The 17,685-nt window shown below is 72.9% G+C and carries 12 protein-coding genes and 1 pseudogene; 10 read left to right on the top strand and 3 right to left on the bottom strand.

The features are described from left to right. The first annotated feature begins 671 nt into the window (after nucleotides 1-671). From AB0M28_RS27990 to AB0M28_RS27980, 3 genes are all read left to right on the top strand, one after another. A complete protein-coding gene (locus AB0M28_RS27990) occupies nucleotides 672-1,706 on the top strand; it encodes a LacI family DNA-binding transcriptional regulator (protein WP_365410721.1) in 1,035 nt (344 codons plus the stop codon). A 508-nt stretch (nucleotides 1,707-2,214) separates the two neighbouring features. Beyond that, nucleotides 2,215-3,144, top strand: a complete 930-nt coding sequence (locus AB0M28_RS27985) for a helix-turn-helix domain-containing GNAT family N-acetyltransferase (RefSeq protein ID WP_365410718.1) — start codon at nucleotides 2,215-2,217, stop codon at nucleotides 3,142-3,144. A gap of 4 nt (nucleotides 3,145-3,148) precedes the next feature. Continuing rightward, nucleotides 3,149-3,946, top strand: a complete 798-nt coding sequence (locus AB0M28_RS27980) for a sugar phosphate isomerase/epimerase (protein WP_365410715.1) — start codon at nucleotides 3,149-3,151, stop codon at nucleotides 3,944-3,946. 169 nt (nucleotides 3,947-4,115) lie between these two features. On the opposite strand, the pseudogene AB0M28_RS27975 reads toward AB0M28_RS27980, so the two are convergent. After that, nucleotides 4,116-4,895, bottom strand: a pseudogene (locus AB0M28_RS27975) (EamA family transporter); the annotation flags it as partial. Between the two features lie 109 nt (nucleotides 4,896-5,004). Between AB0M28_RS27975 and AB0M28_RS27970 the strand changes: the two are divergent. From AB0M28_RS27970 to AB0M28_RS27955, 4 genes are all read left to right on the top strand, one after another. After that, complete coding sequence (locus AB0M28_RS27970; protein ID WP_365410712.1) at nucleotides 5,005-5,910, top strand: LysR family transcriptional regulator; 906 nt, start codon at nucleotides 5,005-5,007, stop codon at nucleotides 5,908-5,910. Nucleotides 5,911-6,005: 95 nt separating this feature from the next. After that, complete coding sequence (locus tag AB0M28_RS27965) at nucleotides 6,006-6,599, top strand: hypothetical protein (protein WP_365410709.1); 594 nt, start codon at nucleotides 6,006-6,008, stop codon at nucleotides 6,597-6,599. Nucleotides 6,600-6,694: 95 nt separating this feature from the next. Next, nucleotides 6,695-8,965 carry a protein kinase gene (locus tag AB0M28_RS27960; protein WP_365410706.1) on the top strand — a complete coding sequence of 757 codons (2,271 nt, stop codon included), beginning with the start codon at nucleotides 6,695-6,697 and terminating at the stop codon, nucleotides 8,963-8,965. A 97-nt stretch (nucleotides 8,966-9,062) separates the two neighbouring features. Continuing rightward, complete coding sequence (locus tag AB0M28_RS27955; RefSeq protein WP_365410761.1) at nucleotides 9,063-10,220, top strand: acyl-CoA dehydrogenase family protein; 1,158 nt, start codon at nucleotides 9,063-9,065, stop codon at nucleotides 10,218-10,220. 32 nt (nucleotides 10,221-10,252) lie between these two features. On the opposite strand, the gene AB0M28_RS27950 is transcribed toward AB0M28_RS27955, so the two are convergent. Continuing rightward, entirely contained in the window at nucleotides 10,253-11,275 is a 1,023-nt protein-coding gene (locus AB0M28_RS27950) for a transposase (protein WP_365410758.1), read from the bottom strand. A 160-nt stretch (nucleotides 11,276-11,435) separates the two neighbouring features. Between AB0M28_RS27950 and tesB the strand changes: the two genes are divergently transcribed. Both tesB and AB0M28_RS27940 read left to right on the top strand, forming a co-directional pair. Beyond that, nucleotides 11,436-12,311 (top strand): acyl-CoA thioesterase II, encoded by an 876-nt coding sequence (gene tesB / locus AB0M28_RS27945; protein ID WP_365410703.1) that lies wholly within the window; start codon nucleotides 11,436-11,438, stop codon nucleotides 12,309-12,311. A gap of 278 nt (nucleotides 12,312-12,589) precedes the next feature. Next, the gene (locus AB0M28_RS27940; protein WP_365410699.1) at nucleotides 12,590-14,734 is read left to right on the top strand and encodes a peptidoglycan recognition protein; all 2,145 of its coding nucleotides are present in this window, start codon (nucleotides 12,590-12,592) and stop codon (nucleotides 14,732-14,734) included. Nucleotides 14,735-14,803: 69 nt separating this feature from the next. Here AB0M28_RS27940 and AB0M28_RS27935 read toward each other — a convergent pair whose 3' ends face one another. Continuing rightward, nucleotides 14,804-15,613: a phosphatase gene (locus AB0M28_RS27935; protein WP_365410696.1), complete on the bottom strand. Its 810-nt coding sequence runs from the start codon at nucleotides 15,611-15,613 to the stop codon at nucleotides 14,804-14,806. A 218-nt stretch (nucleotides 15,614-15,831) separates the two neighbouring features. Between AB0M28_RS27935 and speB the strand changes: the two genes are divergently transcribed. Further along, nucleotides 15,832-16,809 (top strand): agmatinase, encoded by a 978-nt coding sequence (speB, locus tag AB0M28_RS27930; protein WP_365410693.1) that lies wholly within the window; start codon nucleotides 15,832-15,834, stop codon nucleotides 16,807-16,809. Nucleotides 16,810-17,685 lie beyond the last annotated feature (876 nt).

The raw sequence follows: 17,685 nt of genomic DNA, 5'->3' as shown, positions 1-17,685 counted from the left end.
ATGCAGTCCGTCACGGCCCTCGTGGTTGGGCGATGCGATGCCGCCGACCCGCGGTCCTGACCTGCGTCGGCCGGGCACCGTGGCGATCGCGGCTGTTGTCGACCGGCCGGTGCCAGGATCTACGCGCGGATCCGGCCGCGCGGCCGGCCCTGCGTGGAGCGCATGGCAGCGCCCGTCGCGGCCGGGTGTGCGGGCGCTGGTGGCCGGTGGAGCGGTGCAGCCGACCTGTTCCGAGAGCGGACCCGCCCGGCGCGGGTGCCGGGTGCAGAGCGTCGGGCCGGAGCCAGTCGGCGGCCGCCGCGTCGAGTTTCGGGCGGTCCCCCGCGGCCCGGGGTACGAGCGTCGGGCCCGGGGCCGAGGGCGCCCGCCGCGTCGCGCGTCAGGCACGGCCCGGGGGCGCAGCCCCGCAGCGCCGGTGCCGGGGGCGCAGTGTCGGGCCCGGGGCCGTCGGCGGCCGCGGCTTCGCAGGCTCGGGTGCACGGGGCGCGTGGCGCGCGGCGGGTGAGGGCGTACGCTTCGCGGGCCGCTGGCCGCCGCACCGTGCGGGCGCCGCGGCTGGACCCCGCCCGCGCGAGGCGGGGTGAGCGCATCAGGTCCGTCCGGCCCCTTCCGTTTCGTACCGGGCGGCATGGGAAACTGCCGCGTACAGGGCAGAGGGGAGCCGGACAGCAATGGCAGTAACACTCGCGGACGTGGCCGCGCGGGCCCACGTCTCCGCGGCGACGGTCTCCCGCGTACTCAGCGGGAACTACCCCGTCGCCGAAGAGACCCGGGCCCGGGTGATGCGGGCCGTCGACGAACTCGACTACGTCGTCAACGGCCCGGCCAGCGCCCTGGCCGCCGCCACGTCCGACCTGGTCGGCGTACTCGTCAACGACGTCGCGGACGCCTTCTTCGGCATCATGGCGAGCGCCGTCCAGACAGAACTGGGCGCGAGCAAGCTCGCCGTGGTGTGCAACACCGGCGGCTCCCCGGAGCGCGAGCTCACCTACCTCACGCTGCTGCTGCGCCAGCGCGCCGCCGCGGTGATCATCACCGGCAGCGCGGTCGAGGGCGAGGAGCACATGTCGGCCGTGGCCGCCCGAATCCGCCGCCTCGCGGCCAACGGAACACGCGTGGTGCTGTGCGGGCGCCCCGCCTCCGCGGCGCCCGAGGGGACGGCCGTGGCGCTCGAGTTCGACAACCGCGGCGGCGGTCAGGCCCTCACCGAGCACCTCATCGCGCTGGGGCACCGCAGGATCGGTTACGTCGCCGGTCCCGCCGAGCGGACGACGACCCGGCACCGCCTCGACGGCCACCGCGCGGCGCTCGCCGCGCACGGGCTCGACGCGAACGCGGAGCGGCTCACCGTGCACGGGTTGTACGACCGGGGCTCCGGGCACGCGGCCGCCCTCGAACTGCTCCGGCGCGAGCCGGACCTGACCGCGATCGTCGCCTCCAACGACACGGTCGCCCTCGGCGTGTGCGCGGCGCTTCGCGAGAAGGGGCTGCGGATTCCGGACGACGTGTCCGTGGCCGGGTTCGACGATCTGCCGTTCAGCGCGGACATGCAGCCGGCGCTCACCACCGTGCGGTTGCCTCTGCAGGAGGCTGCGGGGCGGGCGGCGCGGCTCGCGCTCGGGCGCGAGAGGGCGCCTGAGGGTGGGGTGGACGTGGTGCCCTTCGAGCTTCAGGTGCGGGGGAGTACGGGGGCTCCGCGGGGGTGATTTCGGCGCTTCTGGGTCGGTAGCGCTGCGTCGTGCGGTTGCGCTGCGGGGGCTTCGCCCCCGGGCCCCCTTTGCGGGCTGCGCCCGCTTTTCGCGCCTGGACGGCGCTCGGCCTCAGACGCCGGCCGGGCTCGGTTTGGGGCTCTCGCCGTGTCGCCTGGCGGCGGGGGTTGTCGGCGCTGCGCGCCTCGTCCTCAAACGCCGGACGGGCTCAAGTGGTGGTGCGGTCACGCTGAATCGTGCGGTTCACGTCGGCGCCTGCGGCGCGATTCGGCGCTCCGCGCCTCAGTCCTCAAACGCCGGACGGGCTGGTGATGCCTCCCCGCCGCTGACACCGGCAACCCTCGACGGATGGACCCGGGTCTCCCCCCAGCACCCGCAGGCCCGCGCCGGGCTCTGCTCACGCGCCCCCACCGCACCCCTCACGCCCCCTTCCCAGATGCTTGCCTGCGGGCAATAATTGCCACGAGGCAACCACCAGCTCACCCCACCCACCCCGGAGGCCCCCATGCCATCGCCCCTGGCCAACGCCGTCCGTGAGGTGCGGGCCTTCAACCGGAGTTACACGCGGTTGATCGGTCTGCTCGACTTTCCCGCCCAGATGCGGTCGCCGTACACCCTCACGGAGGCGCGCGTGCTGTACGAGCTCGCGCAGAGTGAGCGGTTGCCCGTGCGGACCTTGCGGGCCGCGCTCAAGCTCGATGCGCCGCAGACCAGCCGGATACTCAAGCGCTTCAAGGAGCAGGGGCTGGTCGTCCAGGAGCGGGGGGTGGACGACGCGCGGCAGCAGGAGGTCATGCTGACCGGGGACGGGCGCCAGGTGCAGGCCGAGCTGGATCAGCGGTCCAGTGAGGCCGTCGCCGGCATGCTGCGTCCGCTGAGCGAGGCCCGGTTGGGCGAGCTGGTGGGCGCGCTGCGCACCGTGCGCACCACGCTGACCGGCCGACCCCACGGTGTGGGGCCGGTGCTGCGCGAGCCCGAGCCGGGGGAGCTGGGCTGGATCGTGCAGCGGCACGGGGCCCTGTACGCCCGGGAGTACGGCTGGGACCAGGACTTCGAGGCCCTCGTCGCGAAGATCGTGGCGGACTACGCCGTCAGCCACGATCCGGCGACGGAACGCACCTGGATAGCCGAGCTGGACGGGCGGCCCGTCGGGTCCGTGATGTGCGTCAAGGACGACGCCCCCGGCACCGCCCGGCTGCGGCTGCTCCTTGTCGAGCCCGAGGCCCGCGGCCACCGCGTCGGCGCCCGCCTCGTCGACGAGTGCGTCCGTTTCGCCCGGGAGGCCGGCTATCGCGAGCTCACCCTGTGGACCAACTCCGTGCTGACCGCCGCCCGCCGTATCTACGAGGCCGCCGGCTTCGAGCTCGTCGCCGAGAAGCCCCATCACAGTTACGGCGCGGAGCTTGTCGGTCAGGACTGGCGTCTGATCCTCTAAGGGCATGCGACTCGCCTTCTCCACCCTCGGCCTGCCCGCTCTCCCCCTCCCCGACGTGCTGCGGCTCGCCGGCGAGAACGGTTACCAGGGCGTCGAACTCCGCTGCCACCCCGAGGAGCCGGTCCACCCGGGGCTGAACCTCGGCGAACGCGCCGACGTCGTCGAGGCGTTCGCCAAGGCCGGCGTGGAGATCCTGACCCTCGCCGGGTACGCCAAGGTCTGCGCCCCCGGCGACGACGGGCCGGTACTGGACGAGATCCGCACCCTCCTCGACCTCGCCCGCGATCTGGGCGCCGCCAACATCCGCGTCTTCCCCGGCGCCGGCGACTCCCCCGCCGTCGAGGCCGACCCGACGGCCGTACGGCGGCTGAAGGCCGTCGCCCCGTACGCGGCCGACCTCGGCGTACGGGTGCTGCTGGAGACCCACGACAGCCACCGCACAGGGGCGGACGCGGCCCGCGTGCTCGATGCCGTCGGGCACCGCAGTGTGGGCGCCATCTGGGACGTCATGCACCCCTGGATGGGCGGCGAGGAACCGGCGGACACGCTCGCCGCGCTCGGCGGGCATCTGGCGTACGTGCAGGTCAAGGACATCTCCTCGCGCGAGGACACCACCCCGCTGGGGCTGGGCGCCGGGGCGCTGCCGCTGGGCGAGGTGCTGGCGCTGCTCAGCGAGTCGGGCTGGGACGGCTGGCTGTGCTGGGAGTACGAGAAGCGCTGGTACCCGCAGGCAGCGGAGCTGTCGCGGCTGCTTGGGCCGGGGCGGGAGCATCTGCTGCAGCTGCTGTCGTACGCCTCCTGAATCGGAGGGAGCGGGAGGAGCCGACGGAACCGGAGGAGTCGGAGGAACCGGAGGAGCCCATGGCGCCGCGGGAGCCCAGCGAGCCGCGCGCCCCCGGGATCCGCCCCAGCGACGTGATCGTCACTCCCCCGACCAGCAGGACCGCCGCGCACCACCGCAGCGGGCTGATCCCCTCGCCCAGCAGCAGCGCGGCCGAGGACATGCCGAAGACCGGGACGAGCAGCGTGTACGGGGCGACGAGCGACGCCTCGTAGTGGCGCATCAGATGGCCCCACGCGCCGAAGCCGAAGAGCGTCGTGACCCACGCGACGTACACGATCGCGCCCACGCCCGGCCAGTCCAGGCCGCGCAGGGCCGCGACGTCCCGGTCCCAGCCCTCGGTGAGCAGCGAGAGGCCGAGCAGCGGCAGTACGGGGACGGTGCTCACCCAGACCATCCAGTTCAGGGGGTCGGGCGGGGCCGCCTTGCGGGTGATCACGTTCGACACGCCCCAGGCCACCGCGGCGGCGATGATCAGGGCGAAGGCGCCGAGCGGGCCGGAGGCGCCCTCGTCGACGGCCGCCACGCCCACCCCGGCCAGGGCGACGCCCATGCCCACCAGGCGGATCCGGCCGGGGCGCTCGCCCAGGAAGGCCATCGCGAGGACGGCGGTGAACACCGCCTGGACCTGGACCACCAGGGACGACAGACCGGCCGGCATGCCGCGGTCCATGCCGATGAACAGCAGCCCGAACTTGACCGTGCCCAGCGCCACCCCGACGGCCACGATCCACTTCCAGGCGACCTTGGGACGGCCGACGAGAAACACGGCGGGGACGGCCGCGGCGAGGAAACGCAGAGCCGAGAAGAGCAGCGGCGGGAAGTGGTCGAGGCCGAGCTCGATGACGACGAAGTTGACGCCCCAGACGGCGGCGACGAGCACCGCGAGCGCGGTGTGGTGTGGACGCATGCCGTCCAGCATCCGCACCGGAATCCATAAGCACCAGCACGGATTGCTTCACGGAAGGATTCACCGTTGCTTATGATTGCCCGAGTACGGACGAGATCGGAGGCACCCCATGCTCGACCTGACCCGACTGCGCGCCCTGCACGCGGTCCATGTGCACGGGTCCATCGCCGGGGCCGCCGCGGCGCTCGGTTACTCGCCGTCCGCCGTGTCGCAGTCCGTCGGCAAGCTGGAGCGCGAGACCCGGACCACGCTGCTGGAGCGGCAGGGGCGCGGCGTCGTGCTCACGGACGCCGGGCAGCATCTCGCCGGGACGGCCAAGCAGTTGCTGGCGCTGGTCGAGCGGGCCGAGACGGATCTCGAGGCCCAGCGCGGGCGGCCCGGCGGGCGGCTCACGGTCGCCGCCTTCGCGACCGCCGCCCGCGGGCTGCTGCCGGGGGCGCTGGCCGCGCTCACCCGGGAGCACCCCGGGCTGGACACCCGGCTGATGGAGGCCGACCCGCACCTCTCGCCGGACATGGTCGCCCGGGGCGTGGTCGACCTCGCCGTGTGCCACGACTGGGACATCGCCCCGCTGCCCGCGCCCGACGGCCTGGAACTGGCCGTCATCGGCGACGACACGTGCGAGATCTGCGTACCCGCGGACCACCCCTTCGCCTCCCGTACGGCGCCGCTGCGCCGCGCGGACCTCGCCGGTCAGCGGTGGATCTGCCAGCCGGCCGGGTCGGTCTGCCACGACTGGCTGGTACGCACCCTGCGCGTCTCCGGACACGAGCCCGAACTCGCCTACGAGGCCGCCGAGTACGCCACCCAGCTCGCCCTGGTGGCCGAGGGCCTGGGCATCGCGCTCGTCCCGCATCTGGGCCGCGGCCCGCTGCCGGCGGGCGTGGTCGCCGTACCGCTGGACCCGGTGCCGGTGCGCCGCGTGTACGCGGTGTGGCGGGCGCGCGCCGCCCGCCGCCCGGCGATCAAGGAAGCGGTACGGGCGCTGCGGACACGGTGGGCGGAGATCGCCTGACACCCGTCCCTCGCGAGCCGTGCGAAGGACGCCCCCGAGCCAGGGAGATCACCCGACCCTCTGGCGCTCTGCGCCCGTTGCGCCATGCTGGAGCCATGACACGACCGCTCCCGGTCCTCGCCGCCGTGGCCCTCCTCCTCGCCGCGTCCGGCTGCCAGTCGAAGGGCGGCGGCGAGCCGGACAAGCCCGCGCCGACGAAGTCGCCCGCCGTACGGACGGGCGGCACGTTCCTCGACGCGGGCGAGTGCAGTACGCGGGGCAGGAGCGGGTTCGCGGAGGTCTCCTGCACCAGCGAGCGGGCGTACGCCCGGGTGACCGCCCGGTACCACGGCGACCGGGAGTCCGGTGCCCGCTGCGCCGAGGTGACGGACTTCATCCTGGACCTCACCCAGCACACCGCGGGCAAGACCGGCTCCGACCCGGACGGCTACGCCTGCATGCGCAAGCTGGACGCGCCGCACCCCGGCGATCCGGGCGCGGGAGGCGGTCCGTACACGGTCCTCGGCGACTGCGTGCACCGTACGACCGAGGGCCGGGTGCGGGAGACGGCCTGCGACGGGTCCGGGGAGGACAAGCCGGAGTTCCGCATCGTCAAGTCGGTCCCCGCCCGGAACAACTGCCCCAAGGCCACCGCCCTGTACGTCACCCTCCCCGGCCCCGACCCGGTGGGCTGCGCCCGCAAGCTGTGAGCAGGCCCTGACGCACCCGCCCACGCCGCCTCGCCGGGGACCGGCCGCTATGCTCGCCCCGCAGCGGAGATCCACCAGCGTGCGGGGGCGTAGAGATGGCGGACGGCGGGCGGGAGTTGCCGGGGATTCCCGGGTACCGGCTCGAGCGGGAGCTCGGCCGGGGCGGGATGGGCCGGGTCTATCTGGGACGTTCGGCGTCGGGCCGGCAGGTCGCGGTCAAGGTGATCCGCCAGGACGTGGCGCACCAGCCGGAGTTCCGCCGGCGGTTCCGGCAGGAGGTGACCGCGGCGCGCGGCGTCAGCGGGGCGTTCACCGCGCCGGTGCTGGACGCGGACCCGGACGCGGACCCGCCGTGGATGGCGACGCTGTACATCCCCGGCGAGCCGCTGGACGACCGGATCCGGCGCGGCCCGGCCTTCACGGACGACGAGTTGCTGCGGCTGGCGACCGGTCTGGTGGAGGCCCTGCGGGACATCCACCGGGCGGGCATCGTGCACCGCGACCTCAAGCCGGGCAACGTGCTGCTGGCCGAGGACGGCCCCCGCGTCATCGACTTCGGCGTGGTTCGGGCCATGGACGCGGGCGCGGAGCTGACCCAGACGGGGATCGCGGTCGGCACGCCGCCGTTCATGTCGCCGGAGCAGATCCGCGCGCAGCGGGACATCGGGCCGCCGAGCGACGTGTTCTCGCTGGGCTCGGTGCTCACCTTCGCCGCCAGCGGCCATGTGCCGTTCGACGCGACGGACGTGTACGCCGTGGCGTACCAGCTGGTGCACGAGGAGCCGGATCTGGGCGGCGTACCGCCGTGGCTGCTGCCGGTCGTACGGGAGTGCCTGGCCAAGGACCCGGCCGACCGGCCGACCCCCGACGGGCTGCTCGCCCGGCTGCAGGCGCTGCACCCCGCGCCGGGCGCCCCCGTACCGGACCCCGGCCCGCACCCGCCGACCGTGGTGACCGGGGTACGGCAACCCCCCGCGCCGCAGCCCTCCGCCTTCCCCACCGCCCCCTCCGTCGCGGCCGGCGTCACGCAACCCGCGCCGCAGCCGGCCGACACCCCCCGCCGTGGCAGGCGCCGGATGGCCGCCGCCGTCGCCGGCGTCGTGGCCGTGGCGGTGCTGACGTCCGGCGCGCTCTACACCCTCCTCGACGGGAACGGCGACGACCCCACCACCGGCAGCACCACCGGCGGCGGCACGAGCGACCCGGGGAAGGCCCAGGACAGTCCGAAGCCCGCCAAGCAACCCCCCGGCGCCGCGGACTACCTCCCCGCGGACTCCGGCACCGGCGGCTACAGCTTCAGCTACCGCGACACCCCGGACCGCCGGCCGAAGGGCTTCACCCCCTGGTCGTACAAGGCCGTCGACGCCGACTGCGTACTCGCCGGGGCGAGCCTGTTCTGCGCCGACGACCAGGGCACGCACCGCATCGACGCCGCCACCGGCAAGCGCCGGTGGCTGGCCCCGACGGGCGTCGCCTTCCGGATGGCCCCGGCCGTCGTCGGCGACGCCGTCGTCGTCAACACCGGTGACGAATGGCGGGCCTTCGCCGTCTCCGACGGGCAGCCGCTGTGGTCGTACCCGGTGACCACCGGGCCGCTGGTGTCCGACGGCCGCAACGTCTACGGGTCACGCATGAACGGCGAGGTGCACGCGGTCGGGGCCGAGAGCGGGGAGCGTGTCTGGAAGAAGGGGCCCGCGACCGCGAGCACCTCGGACTTCACCCCGGCCGTCCGCGTCCTGGACGGCACGGTCTACGTGTTCACCGGCACCGAGGACATGGAGCTGACCGCGACCGCGTTCGACGCGGGCAGCGGCAAGCGGCTCCGCACGGTCGAGCTGGAGCAGCCCTGCGTGATGGGGACCGAGGCGCTCGTCGAGGAGTCCGGGAAGCCGGTGGTGTACTGCGCCCAGTCGGACGTGGACGGCATGCGGCTCTTCCGGCAGGAGCTGCGGGTCGGCGGGGCCTCGAAGGCGATCCCGGTGGAGGGCATGTGGGGCAGCGGCCAGGTGGCCTACCCCGATCTGTCCGCCGCGGCGGGCCGCGTGTACCTGGTCACCGACGTCGACGTCGTGGCGGTCGACACCGGATCCGGCCGCGAACTGTGGCGCAAGCCGATGCCGGGCACCGGCATGAACGACGCGCCGCCGGTCTGGGCGGGCGGCCGGCTGTACGTGGTGTCCACCACCACGGCCGCTGCGTTCGACCCCGAGTCCGGGAACGTGCTCTGGCAGGACGAGGTCCCGGCCGAGGGCGTCGACCAGGAGACGCTGGACATGGGGCTGCCCGTGGAGCCGGTGGTGGCGGGCGGGGTGCTGTTCACGCCCTCCGCGGCGCGGGGCTGGGTGAGCTTCGACACCGTGGGCTGACGCGGGCCGGTCCGCTCTGGACACGCATACTGACCGCCCGGTAGCTTCGTCGATGAGCAAGCGCTTAGTCGTCGAGGTGACACAGGAGGCGGACCCGATGCGGCGGACCGTGTTCAACGCAGACCACGAGGCGTTCCGGGAGACCATCCGGGACTTCATCGCCGCCGAGGTCGTGCCGTACTACCACGAGTGGATGGAGGCGGGCGCCGCCCCGCGCGAGTTCTACAAGAAGCTCGGCGAGCTGGGCGTCTTCGGCATCGAGGTGCCGGAGGAGTACGGCGGGGCGGGCGAGACGTCCTTCAAGTACTCCGCCGTGATCAGCGAGGAGTGCGCCCGCGCGGGCGTCAGCTTCGGCGGCTCCGGCGTGCACACCATGCTGTGCCTGCCGTACATCCTGGCGTACGCCAGTGAGGAGCAGAAGAAGCGCTGGCTGCCGGACTTCGTCTCGGGCGAGATGATGACCGCCATCGCCATGACCGAGCCGGGCACCGGCTCGGACCTCGCGGGCATGAAGACCACCGCGAAGCTGAGCGAGGACGGCACCCACTACGTCCTCAACGGCGCCAAGACCTTCATCACCGGCGGCGTCCAGGCCGACCGCGTGCTGGTCTGCGCCCGCACCTCGCCGGCCACGCCGGAGGACCGCCGCGGCGGTATCTCGATCCTGGTCGTGGACACCAAGTCGCCTGGCTATGCGGTCGGCCGCAAGCTCGACAAGCTGGGCCTGAAGTCGTCCGACACCGCCGAGCTGTCCTTCTCCGACGTCAAGGTCCCCGTCGAGGACCTCCTCGGCGAGGAGGGCAAGGGCTTCAGCTACCTCACCCACAACCTCCCGCAGGAGCGCCTCGGCATCGCGGTGGGCGCGTATGCGCAGGCCGCGGCGGCGGTCCGGTTCGCCACCGAGTACGTGCGGGAGCGCACGGTCTTCGGCAAGGCGGTCGCGGAGTTCCAGAACACCAAGTTCGTGCTCGCCGACTGCAAGACCGACGTCGACGCCATCGAGGCGTACGTCGACAAGGCGCTGGACGCGCACGACGCGGGCGAGCTGTCTGTCGCCGACGCGGCCGCGGTGAAGCTCTTCGCCACCGAGCGCGCGGCCGTCGTGATCGACAAGTGCCTGCAGCTGCACGGCGGCTACGGCTACATGAACGAGTACCCGATCGCCCGCCTGTACGCCGACACCCGCGTCACCCGGATCTACGGCGGCACGTCCGAGGTCATGCGGTCGATCGTCGCCAAGTCGATGGGCCTTTGAATCCTCCCCTCCCGCAGGAGGAGATTCCTGGCTCAGGCTGCCTCCCGGAGCGGCGCTCCGGGAGGTCTTGCGCCCTCGGCACCAGCCGGGTTGAGACCAGCCCGGACGAGCATCACGCGGGCGGAGTCCTTGTCCCGGGGGGACACGGCTCCGCACGCGGTGCAGGTGTAGGTACGTTCCGAAAGAGGCAGTGCGTGCTTGGTTCTCGCTCCGCACGACGCGCAGTCCATGGTGGTGTGCGCGGGATGCACCAGACGGATGTCCCGCCCGTGCTTGCGACCCATCCCGATCAGGGCCTGCTTGGTGGCGCCGATCGCTGCATCGGCGGCCTTGCGGGCCATGGTGTACTTGGCGAGGAACTTCGGACGGAAGTCCTCCACCGCGACGGCGTCGTGGTCGGTCACCACCTTCTTCGCCCACTTACGGGCGGTGTCCTGCCGCTGTCGCGTGATCTTCTTGTGCAGCTTGGCCGCCTGACGCCGCGCCACGCGGTACCCCTTGGACGCGGGCTGCCCGTTCTTCGGCTTACGGCGCGACATCATTCGCTGGTAGCGAGCGAGACGCTGCGCAGCTCGTCGGCCGTGCTCAGGGTGCGGCAAATCGTGGCTGTCGGAGGTGGTCGTGGCCGTCTCCCGCACACCCCAGTCGACTCCCAGCACCCGCCCGGTGACAGGCAGCTGCTGCACATGGGCCGGTACAACAAAACTCGCCCACCAGTGCCCGACGCTGTCTCGGTACACCCGCACCGACGAAGGATCACCAGGAAGATCACGGGACCACACCACGGTCAGAACGGTTCCGCCTGCGAGGCAGAGCCGTCCGTCCCGCAGGCGGAATCCGCGCCTTGTGTAGTTCAGCGTCGGCAGTGCCTGACGCTTCTTCTTGTATCCCGGCATCCCAGCCCGACGACGCATCGGCAGCCGGTCCTTGACATCCTTGAGGGCCTTGGCGCGGGAGGTACCGAAGTCGCGGATCGTTTGCTGCTGCGGGACGCTGGCCCCCTCCGCCAGCCAGGGCGAACCCGCGCGAGCCAACGCAGCACTGCCGTCATACAGGCAACCTAGTGGGCGGCACTGACAACGCCTCCAGGCCAGGCCGAGACGCACTCCGCGCCGATCCATCAGGATTCAGTTCCGCTGCCGACCCAAGGGTCCCCGGCGTCTTCGAAAGGACGAACGTAACGGCCTCCAGGGTCGCCGCGTGAAGCATCTCCACATGAACAAAGCACTCGACGACCTGCTCGATCTGCTCGACCTCGAGCGGATCGAGCAGGACATCTTCCGCGGCCAGTCGCGACTGGCCATCGTCCCCCGCGTCTTCGGCGGCCAGGTGGCCGCCCAGGCGCTGGTGGCGGCCGGCCGGACCGTCCCCGACGACCGGCCGGCGCACTCCCTGCACGCGTACTTCCTGCGCCCCGGCGACCCGGGCGTGCCCATCGTGTACTCGGTGGACCGGATCCGCGACGGGCGCTCGTTCACCACCCGCCGGGTGGTGGCCGTGCAGCACGGCCAGCCGATCTTCCACCTCTCGGCGTCCTTCCAGACGTACGAGGAGGGCCTGGAGCACCAGGAGCCGATGCCGCCGGCGCCCGACCCGGAGTCGCTGCCGACGGCCGAGGAGACGCTGCCGCGGTACGCCGACCGCTTCCTGCACCCGAGCGTCGTCGAACGGCTGCTGGAGGTGCGGTCGGCGGTGGACCTGCGGTACGCCGAGGAGCCGCCGTTCGCCACCGCCGGACAGCCGCGCGAGCCGCGCTCGCAGGTGTGGTTCCGTACGAACGGCTCGCTGGCCGACGATCCGATGCTGCACATCTGCCTGATGACGTACGTCTCGGACATGACGCTCCTGGACTCCGTGCTCCTCGCCCACGGCCGCGGCGGCTGGGCCACCGGCGACGTGGTCGGCGCGAGCCTGGACCACGCGATGTGGTTCCACCGGCCGTTCCGGGCGGACGAGTGGCTGCTGTACGACCAGGAGTCGCCGACCGCGCAGGGCGGCCGCGGGCTGGCCCGGGGCCGGATCTTCAGCCGGGACGGGCGGCTGGTCGCGTCGGTGATCCAGGAGGGCGTGGTGCGGGTGCCGCGGGGGTGAGCCCCGCTGCTCACTTTGACCGGAAATTACCGACTTTCGACGCTTTCTCACTGCGTCAGTTGGTATTCCCGTGACGGAAGTTACTTGGGTCTTTGCTTGAACTCGGTGGTCAAGACCGCTACTTCCGTGAAAGGTTTGCAGACTGTCGCACCCCCATCGGGCGCCGATCGTGCGCCGAGGCGACACACTGAGCATCCGCCGCGGGGGCCGCCCCTTGCCCAGGAACGGTCCCGCCTAGCCCGGCGCGTTCGACCGCGCCGGGGACAGAGGGGAAAACGGTGTCCCAACACCGCAAATCGCGCATTTCACACCGGGTCTGGTACACGGCGGCCGCCGCCGCCCTCGCCGGCACGACGGTCGGCGTCTTCGGATACGCCTCCGGTTCGCCGAGCGACTCCGCCAAGGACGGGCCCCCGGTGGTGAGCGGACCGGTGAAGGCGGAGTTGCACCGGATGAACCTCAAGGCGACGTCGGGCAACGACGTCAGCCTCGGCAAGCAGGACACCGAGGACTTCTCGATGCTCGGCGTGAGCTGGAGCGACCTGAAGGACAAGGCGCCCGAGAGCATCGAGGTGCGCACCCGCGGCGCGGAGTCGGGTGAGTGGACGTCGTGGCGTGAGCTCGAGATCGCCGACAACACCCGCATGGAGGAGAACACCAACCCGGTCGGCTCGACGGCCCCGACGTGGGTCGGCCCCTCCGACGGCGTCGAGCTGAAGATCGACGGCGCCGAGGGCGCCGCGCTGCCCGACGGGATGAAGCTGAACCTCATCGACCCGGGCAAGGAGCAGGCCGCCACCACCGAGCTGGCCGCCTTCTCCATGCAGGACTCGACGGCGACGCCGACGACCACCGCGACACCGACGCCGACCGACAGCCCGAGCGTGCCGGTGGCGCCCCCGTCCACCGCGCCGAAGCCGCCGATCGTCTCCCGGGCGGGCTGGGGTGCGGACGAGGACCTGAGCCCCGACCCGTCGGAGTACAACGCCGACGTCAAGGCGGTCTTCGTCCACCACACGGACGGCGTCAACGACTACGACTGTGCGGACTCCGCCTCGATCATCCGGGGCATCATGGAGTACCACATCAACGTCGAGGGCTGGAACGACATCGGCTACAACTTCCTCGTCGACAAGTGCGGGAAGATCTACGAGGGCCGCAAGGGCGGTGTCGACCTGCCGGTGCTCGGCGCCCACACCTACGGCTGGAACCGTGAGTCCGCCGGCATCGCGGTGCTGGGCAACTACGTGAGCTACTCGCCGTCCACCTCGGTGAAGACCTCGATCGCGCGGATCGCCGCCTGGAAGCTCGGCCAGTACGGTGCGGACCCGAAGGGCACCGTGGCGCTGAACGCCGGTGCCACGCAGAAGAACTACTTCGGCACGAGCTTCACCGCCGGCACGAAGTACACCTTCAACCGGATCTCGGCCCACCGCGACGGCTACAACACGCAGTGCCCGGGCAACTCGCTGTACTCCGCGCTTCCGACCATCCGCAGCTACGCCGCGGACCCCGTGAGCGGGCTGGCGATCACGTCCCTCTCGGGCGCCTCGCTCTCCGGCACGAAGTACTACACCAAGGGCGCCGTCACGGTGAACTGGAAGGCGACCACGCCCTCCTCCCTGATCAAGGGGTACGAGCTGCTCGTCGACGGCCAGCCCGTCGCCTCCGCGGGCGGCTCCGCCACCTCCGCCCAGGGCACCCTGGCCGTGGGGACGCACACCGTCGCCGTGCGCGCCACGCACATCGGCGGTAAGACCAGCACCTCCGCCGCGGTGACCGTCGTCGCCGAGACGACCGCGCCGACCTTCACCAAGGCCCCGTTCATCGGCATCCGCGGCGGCACCGCGAGCAGCACCTCCGTGCCGGTCTACCTGTCCTGGGCGGCCACCGACGCCAACGGGCTGAAGTCCGCGCAGCTGACGGCCCCGTCGACCGCGACGTACGGTCCGACGACCACCAGCGCCTCGGTCACGGCGAAGCCGGGCACCGCCACCTCCTGGACGATGCGCGCGTACGACTACGCGGGCAACTACGGCACCGCCACGAAGGCCTACACCCCGGTGATCGCGCAGGAGAGCGCGGCCTCGAAGTGGGGCACGTGGAGCACGAAGAGCTCGTCGTCGTACCTGGGCGGCGCGTCGTACTCGTCCAGCTCCAAGGGCGCGAGCCTGAAGTGGACCTTCACCGGCAGCTCCGTCGGCTGGGTCGTCTCGCGGGCCAGCACCTCGGGCCAGGCGGAGGTCTGGGTGGACAACGTGAAGGTCGCCACCGTGGACCTGAAGTCCTCCACCACCATGTACCGGAACATCATCTGGGCGAAGCGGTGGACGACCAGCGCCACGCACACGATCAAGATCGTCGTGGTCGGCACGAGCGGCCGCCCGGCGATCACCACGGACGGCATCGTCTACGTCAAGTAGCATCCGCCCGCAGAACATGACGATGCCCCGCGGCCACGCCGGCCGCGGGGCATCGTCGCGTCCGGAGGGCTACCCCGCGAGCCCCGCCGCCTGCAGCAGATACGCCGTGACGGGCTCGTAGTACCGCGAGTCCGTCACGTGGTCGTCCAGGGGCACGGTCACCGCCAGCGTGCCCTCGGCCTCGCCGAGGAAGAGGGCCGGGTCGTTGGAGTCGGCGAAGCCCACCGTGTCGATGCCGCGCCACCCCGCCGCGCCCGCCCAGCCGTGGTCCGCGACCACGAACTCCGGCAGCTCGCGCCCCCGGGCCTCCAGGCTGTCGAGGATCGCCCACATCGGCTCCGGCGCGTGCGTGTGCCACAGCGAGGCGCCGCGCTCCAGCACGGCGACGCCGCCGATCTGCTGGACGAGGCCGTACGACTCGTCGGAGCCGGGTCCCACCCGCAGGTCCTCCGGTACGGACACCAGCTCGCACCCGGCGGCCTGCAGGGCGGTGGCGATGGCCCGGTGCGTGTCGAGCAGGGCGCCGGGGTGGCCGGTGGCCACCAGCACCCGCCGCCGGGCGTCGGCGGCCTTGCGCAGGGCGGTGGCCATCCGGTCGAGGCCGTCCACCACCAGCTCCGGGTCGATGGTGTCGGCGCCGGCCACGTGCTCCGGGTCGGGGCTGACGCCGACCCGGTCGGCCATCAGGGCCAGCACGTCCGCCTCCGTCCAGCGCTCGTGGACGTCGAGGCCGAGGAGGTAGCGCGGGTTGCCCGCGGCGCACTCGCGGTAGTTGTTGCGGTTGTGCTCCCGGGTGGTGGCGACGTCGCCGGCGATCCGGGTCCGTACGAGATGGTCGATGAGCTCGGGGCGGCTGGGCGCGATGGATGCAGTCGACATGTGGCCATTCTCACCCGCGCGGGTGACGGGCCGGCCGCAGGGGCGCTGCGTTGTCCCGGGGGTGACCCCCGGACCCCCAGCCGGACAAGCGGGCCGGACGGGGTACCGGCCGGGACATTCGGGCGGCGGACCTGTGGTGCACGGCGTACAAACGACGGCGGTCCGTCGTGCACGGCGTACAGGTGGCGGGGGGCCGGGCCCCGCCTACCCTCGGAAGCATGAGCACCAGCAGCGCACACCCCGAGCCGCGAGGCCCCGTCGACTCCTCCCGCATACCCCGGTACGCAGGGCCCGCGACCTTCGCGCGGCTGCCGCGGCTGGACGAGGTGGGGCGTACGGACGTCGCCGTGGTCGGCGTCCCCTTCGACTCCGGCGTCTCCTACCGCCCCGGCGCCCGCTTCGGCGGCAACGCGATCCGCGAGGCGTCGCGGCTGCTGCGCCCGTACAACCCGGCGCAGGACGCGTCCCCCTTCGCGCTGGCGCAGGTCGCGGACGCGGGTGACATCGCGGTGAACCCGTTCAACATCAACGAAGCCGTGGAGACGGTCGAGGCCGCGGCGGACGAGCTGCTCGGCACGGGTGCCCGCCTGATGACGCTGGGCGGCGACCACACGATCGCGCTGCCGCTGCTGCGTTCGGTGGCGAAGAAGCACGGACCGGTGGCGCTGCTGCACTTCGACGCGCACCTGGACACCTGGGACACGTACTTCGGCGCGGAGTACACGCATGGGACCCCGTTCCGCCGGGCGGTCGAGGAGGGCATCCTCGACACCTCCGCCCTCTCCCACGTCGGCATCCGCGGGCCGCTGTACGGCAAGCAGGACCTGACGGACGACGAGAAGATGGGCTTCGGCATCGTCACGTCAGCGGACGTCTACCGCCGCGGCGCGGACGAGGTCGCCGACCAGCTCCGCCAGCGCATCGGCGACCGCCCCCTGTACATCTCGATCGACATCGACTGCCTCGACCCGGCCCACGCCCCTGGCACGGGTACGCCGGAGGCGGGCGGCATGACGTCGCGCGAGCTGCTGGAGATCCTCCGCGGCTTGGCGTCGTGCAACCTGGTCTCGGCGGACGTCGTGGAGGTCGCCCCGGCGTACGACCACGCGGAGATCACGTGCGTGGCGGCGTCGCACACGGCGTACGAACTGACGACGATCATGTCCCGCCAGATCGCGGCTTCGCGGGAGGGGTAAGGGGGCGGGGCGGGGGCCCTGCGGGCTGGGCCCAGGGGGTGCGCCGGCGGGGCGGGCCGGCTTCGCCGCACTGACGGCCGGGCTGCCGAGTGCGCCTCCGGCGGGTGGGCGGCACGGTTTCGCGCCAGGCGGTGCCCCGGCGGGGCGGGCCGGCTTCGCCGCAGTGACGGCCGGGCGGTTGGGTGCGCCTCCGGCGGTGGGCGGCGCGGTTCCGCGCCAGGGGGTGCGCCGGCGGGGCGGGCCGGCTTCGCCGCACTGACGGCCGGGCTGCCGAGTGCGCCTACGGCGGGTGGGCGGCGCGGTTTCGCGCCCTGGGGTGCGCCAGCGGGGCGGGCGGGCTTCGCCGCACTGACGGCTGGGCGGTTGGGTGCGCCTACGGCGGGTGGGCGGCGCGGTTTCGCCGTACTGACGGTTGCGCTGCCGGGCCTGGGAGCCGTGGGTGGGCACCCGCGCTGGCGCGCGGGTCGGGCCTTCGGCCCGGGGCTGGCTGCGTGTAACGGGGCGGGGCGGCGACGTAAGGGGCTGGCCGGCGGCGGGGCGGGCCGGGGACGGCCAGGACAGGCGCTGGTGGCGTTCGGACCGCCGTCCCACCGATGCCGCCACCGCAAGCCCCCGCCCGGGCGACCACGCGAAGACCCCGCCCGGCAGCCCACCGGGGCTCCTCACCGCCGCCACCGCAAGGTTTCCGGCACCGAACCAACCCGGACCCGGGAGCGCAACCGGACCCCTCACCGCCACACCGCGAACTTCCCGGCACCGAACCAACCCGGACCCGGCAGCCCAACCGGACCCCTCACCGCCACACCGCGAACTTCCCGGCACCGAACCAACCCGGACCCGGCAGCCCAACCGGACCCCTCACCGCCACACCGCGAA

Source organism: Streptomyces sp. NPDC051940, from assembly GCF_040680895.1.
GTDB lineage: Bacteria > Actinomycetota > Actinomycetes > Streptomycetales > Streptomycetaceae > Streptomyces.
This window is presented reverse-complemented; position numbering and strand designations above follow the sequence as displayed.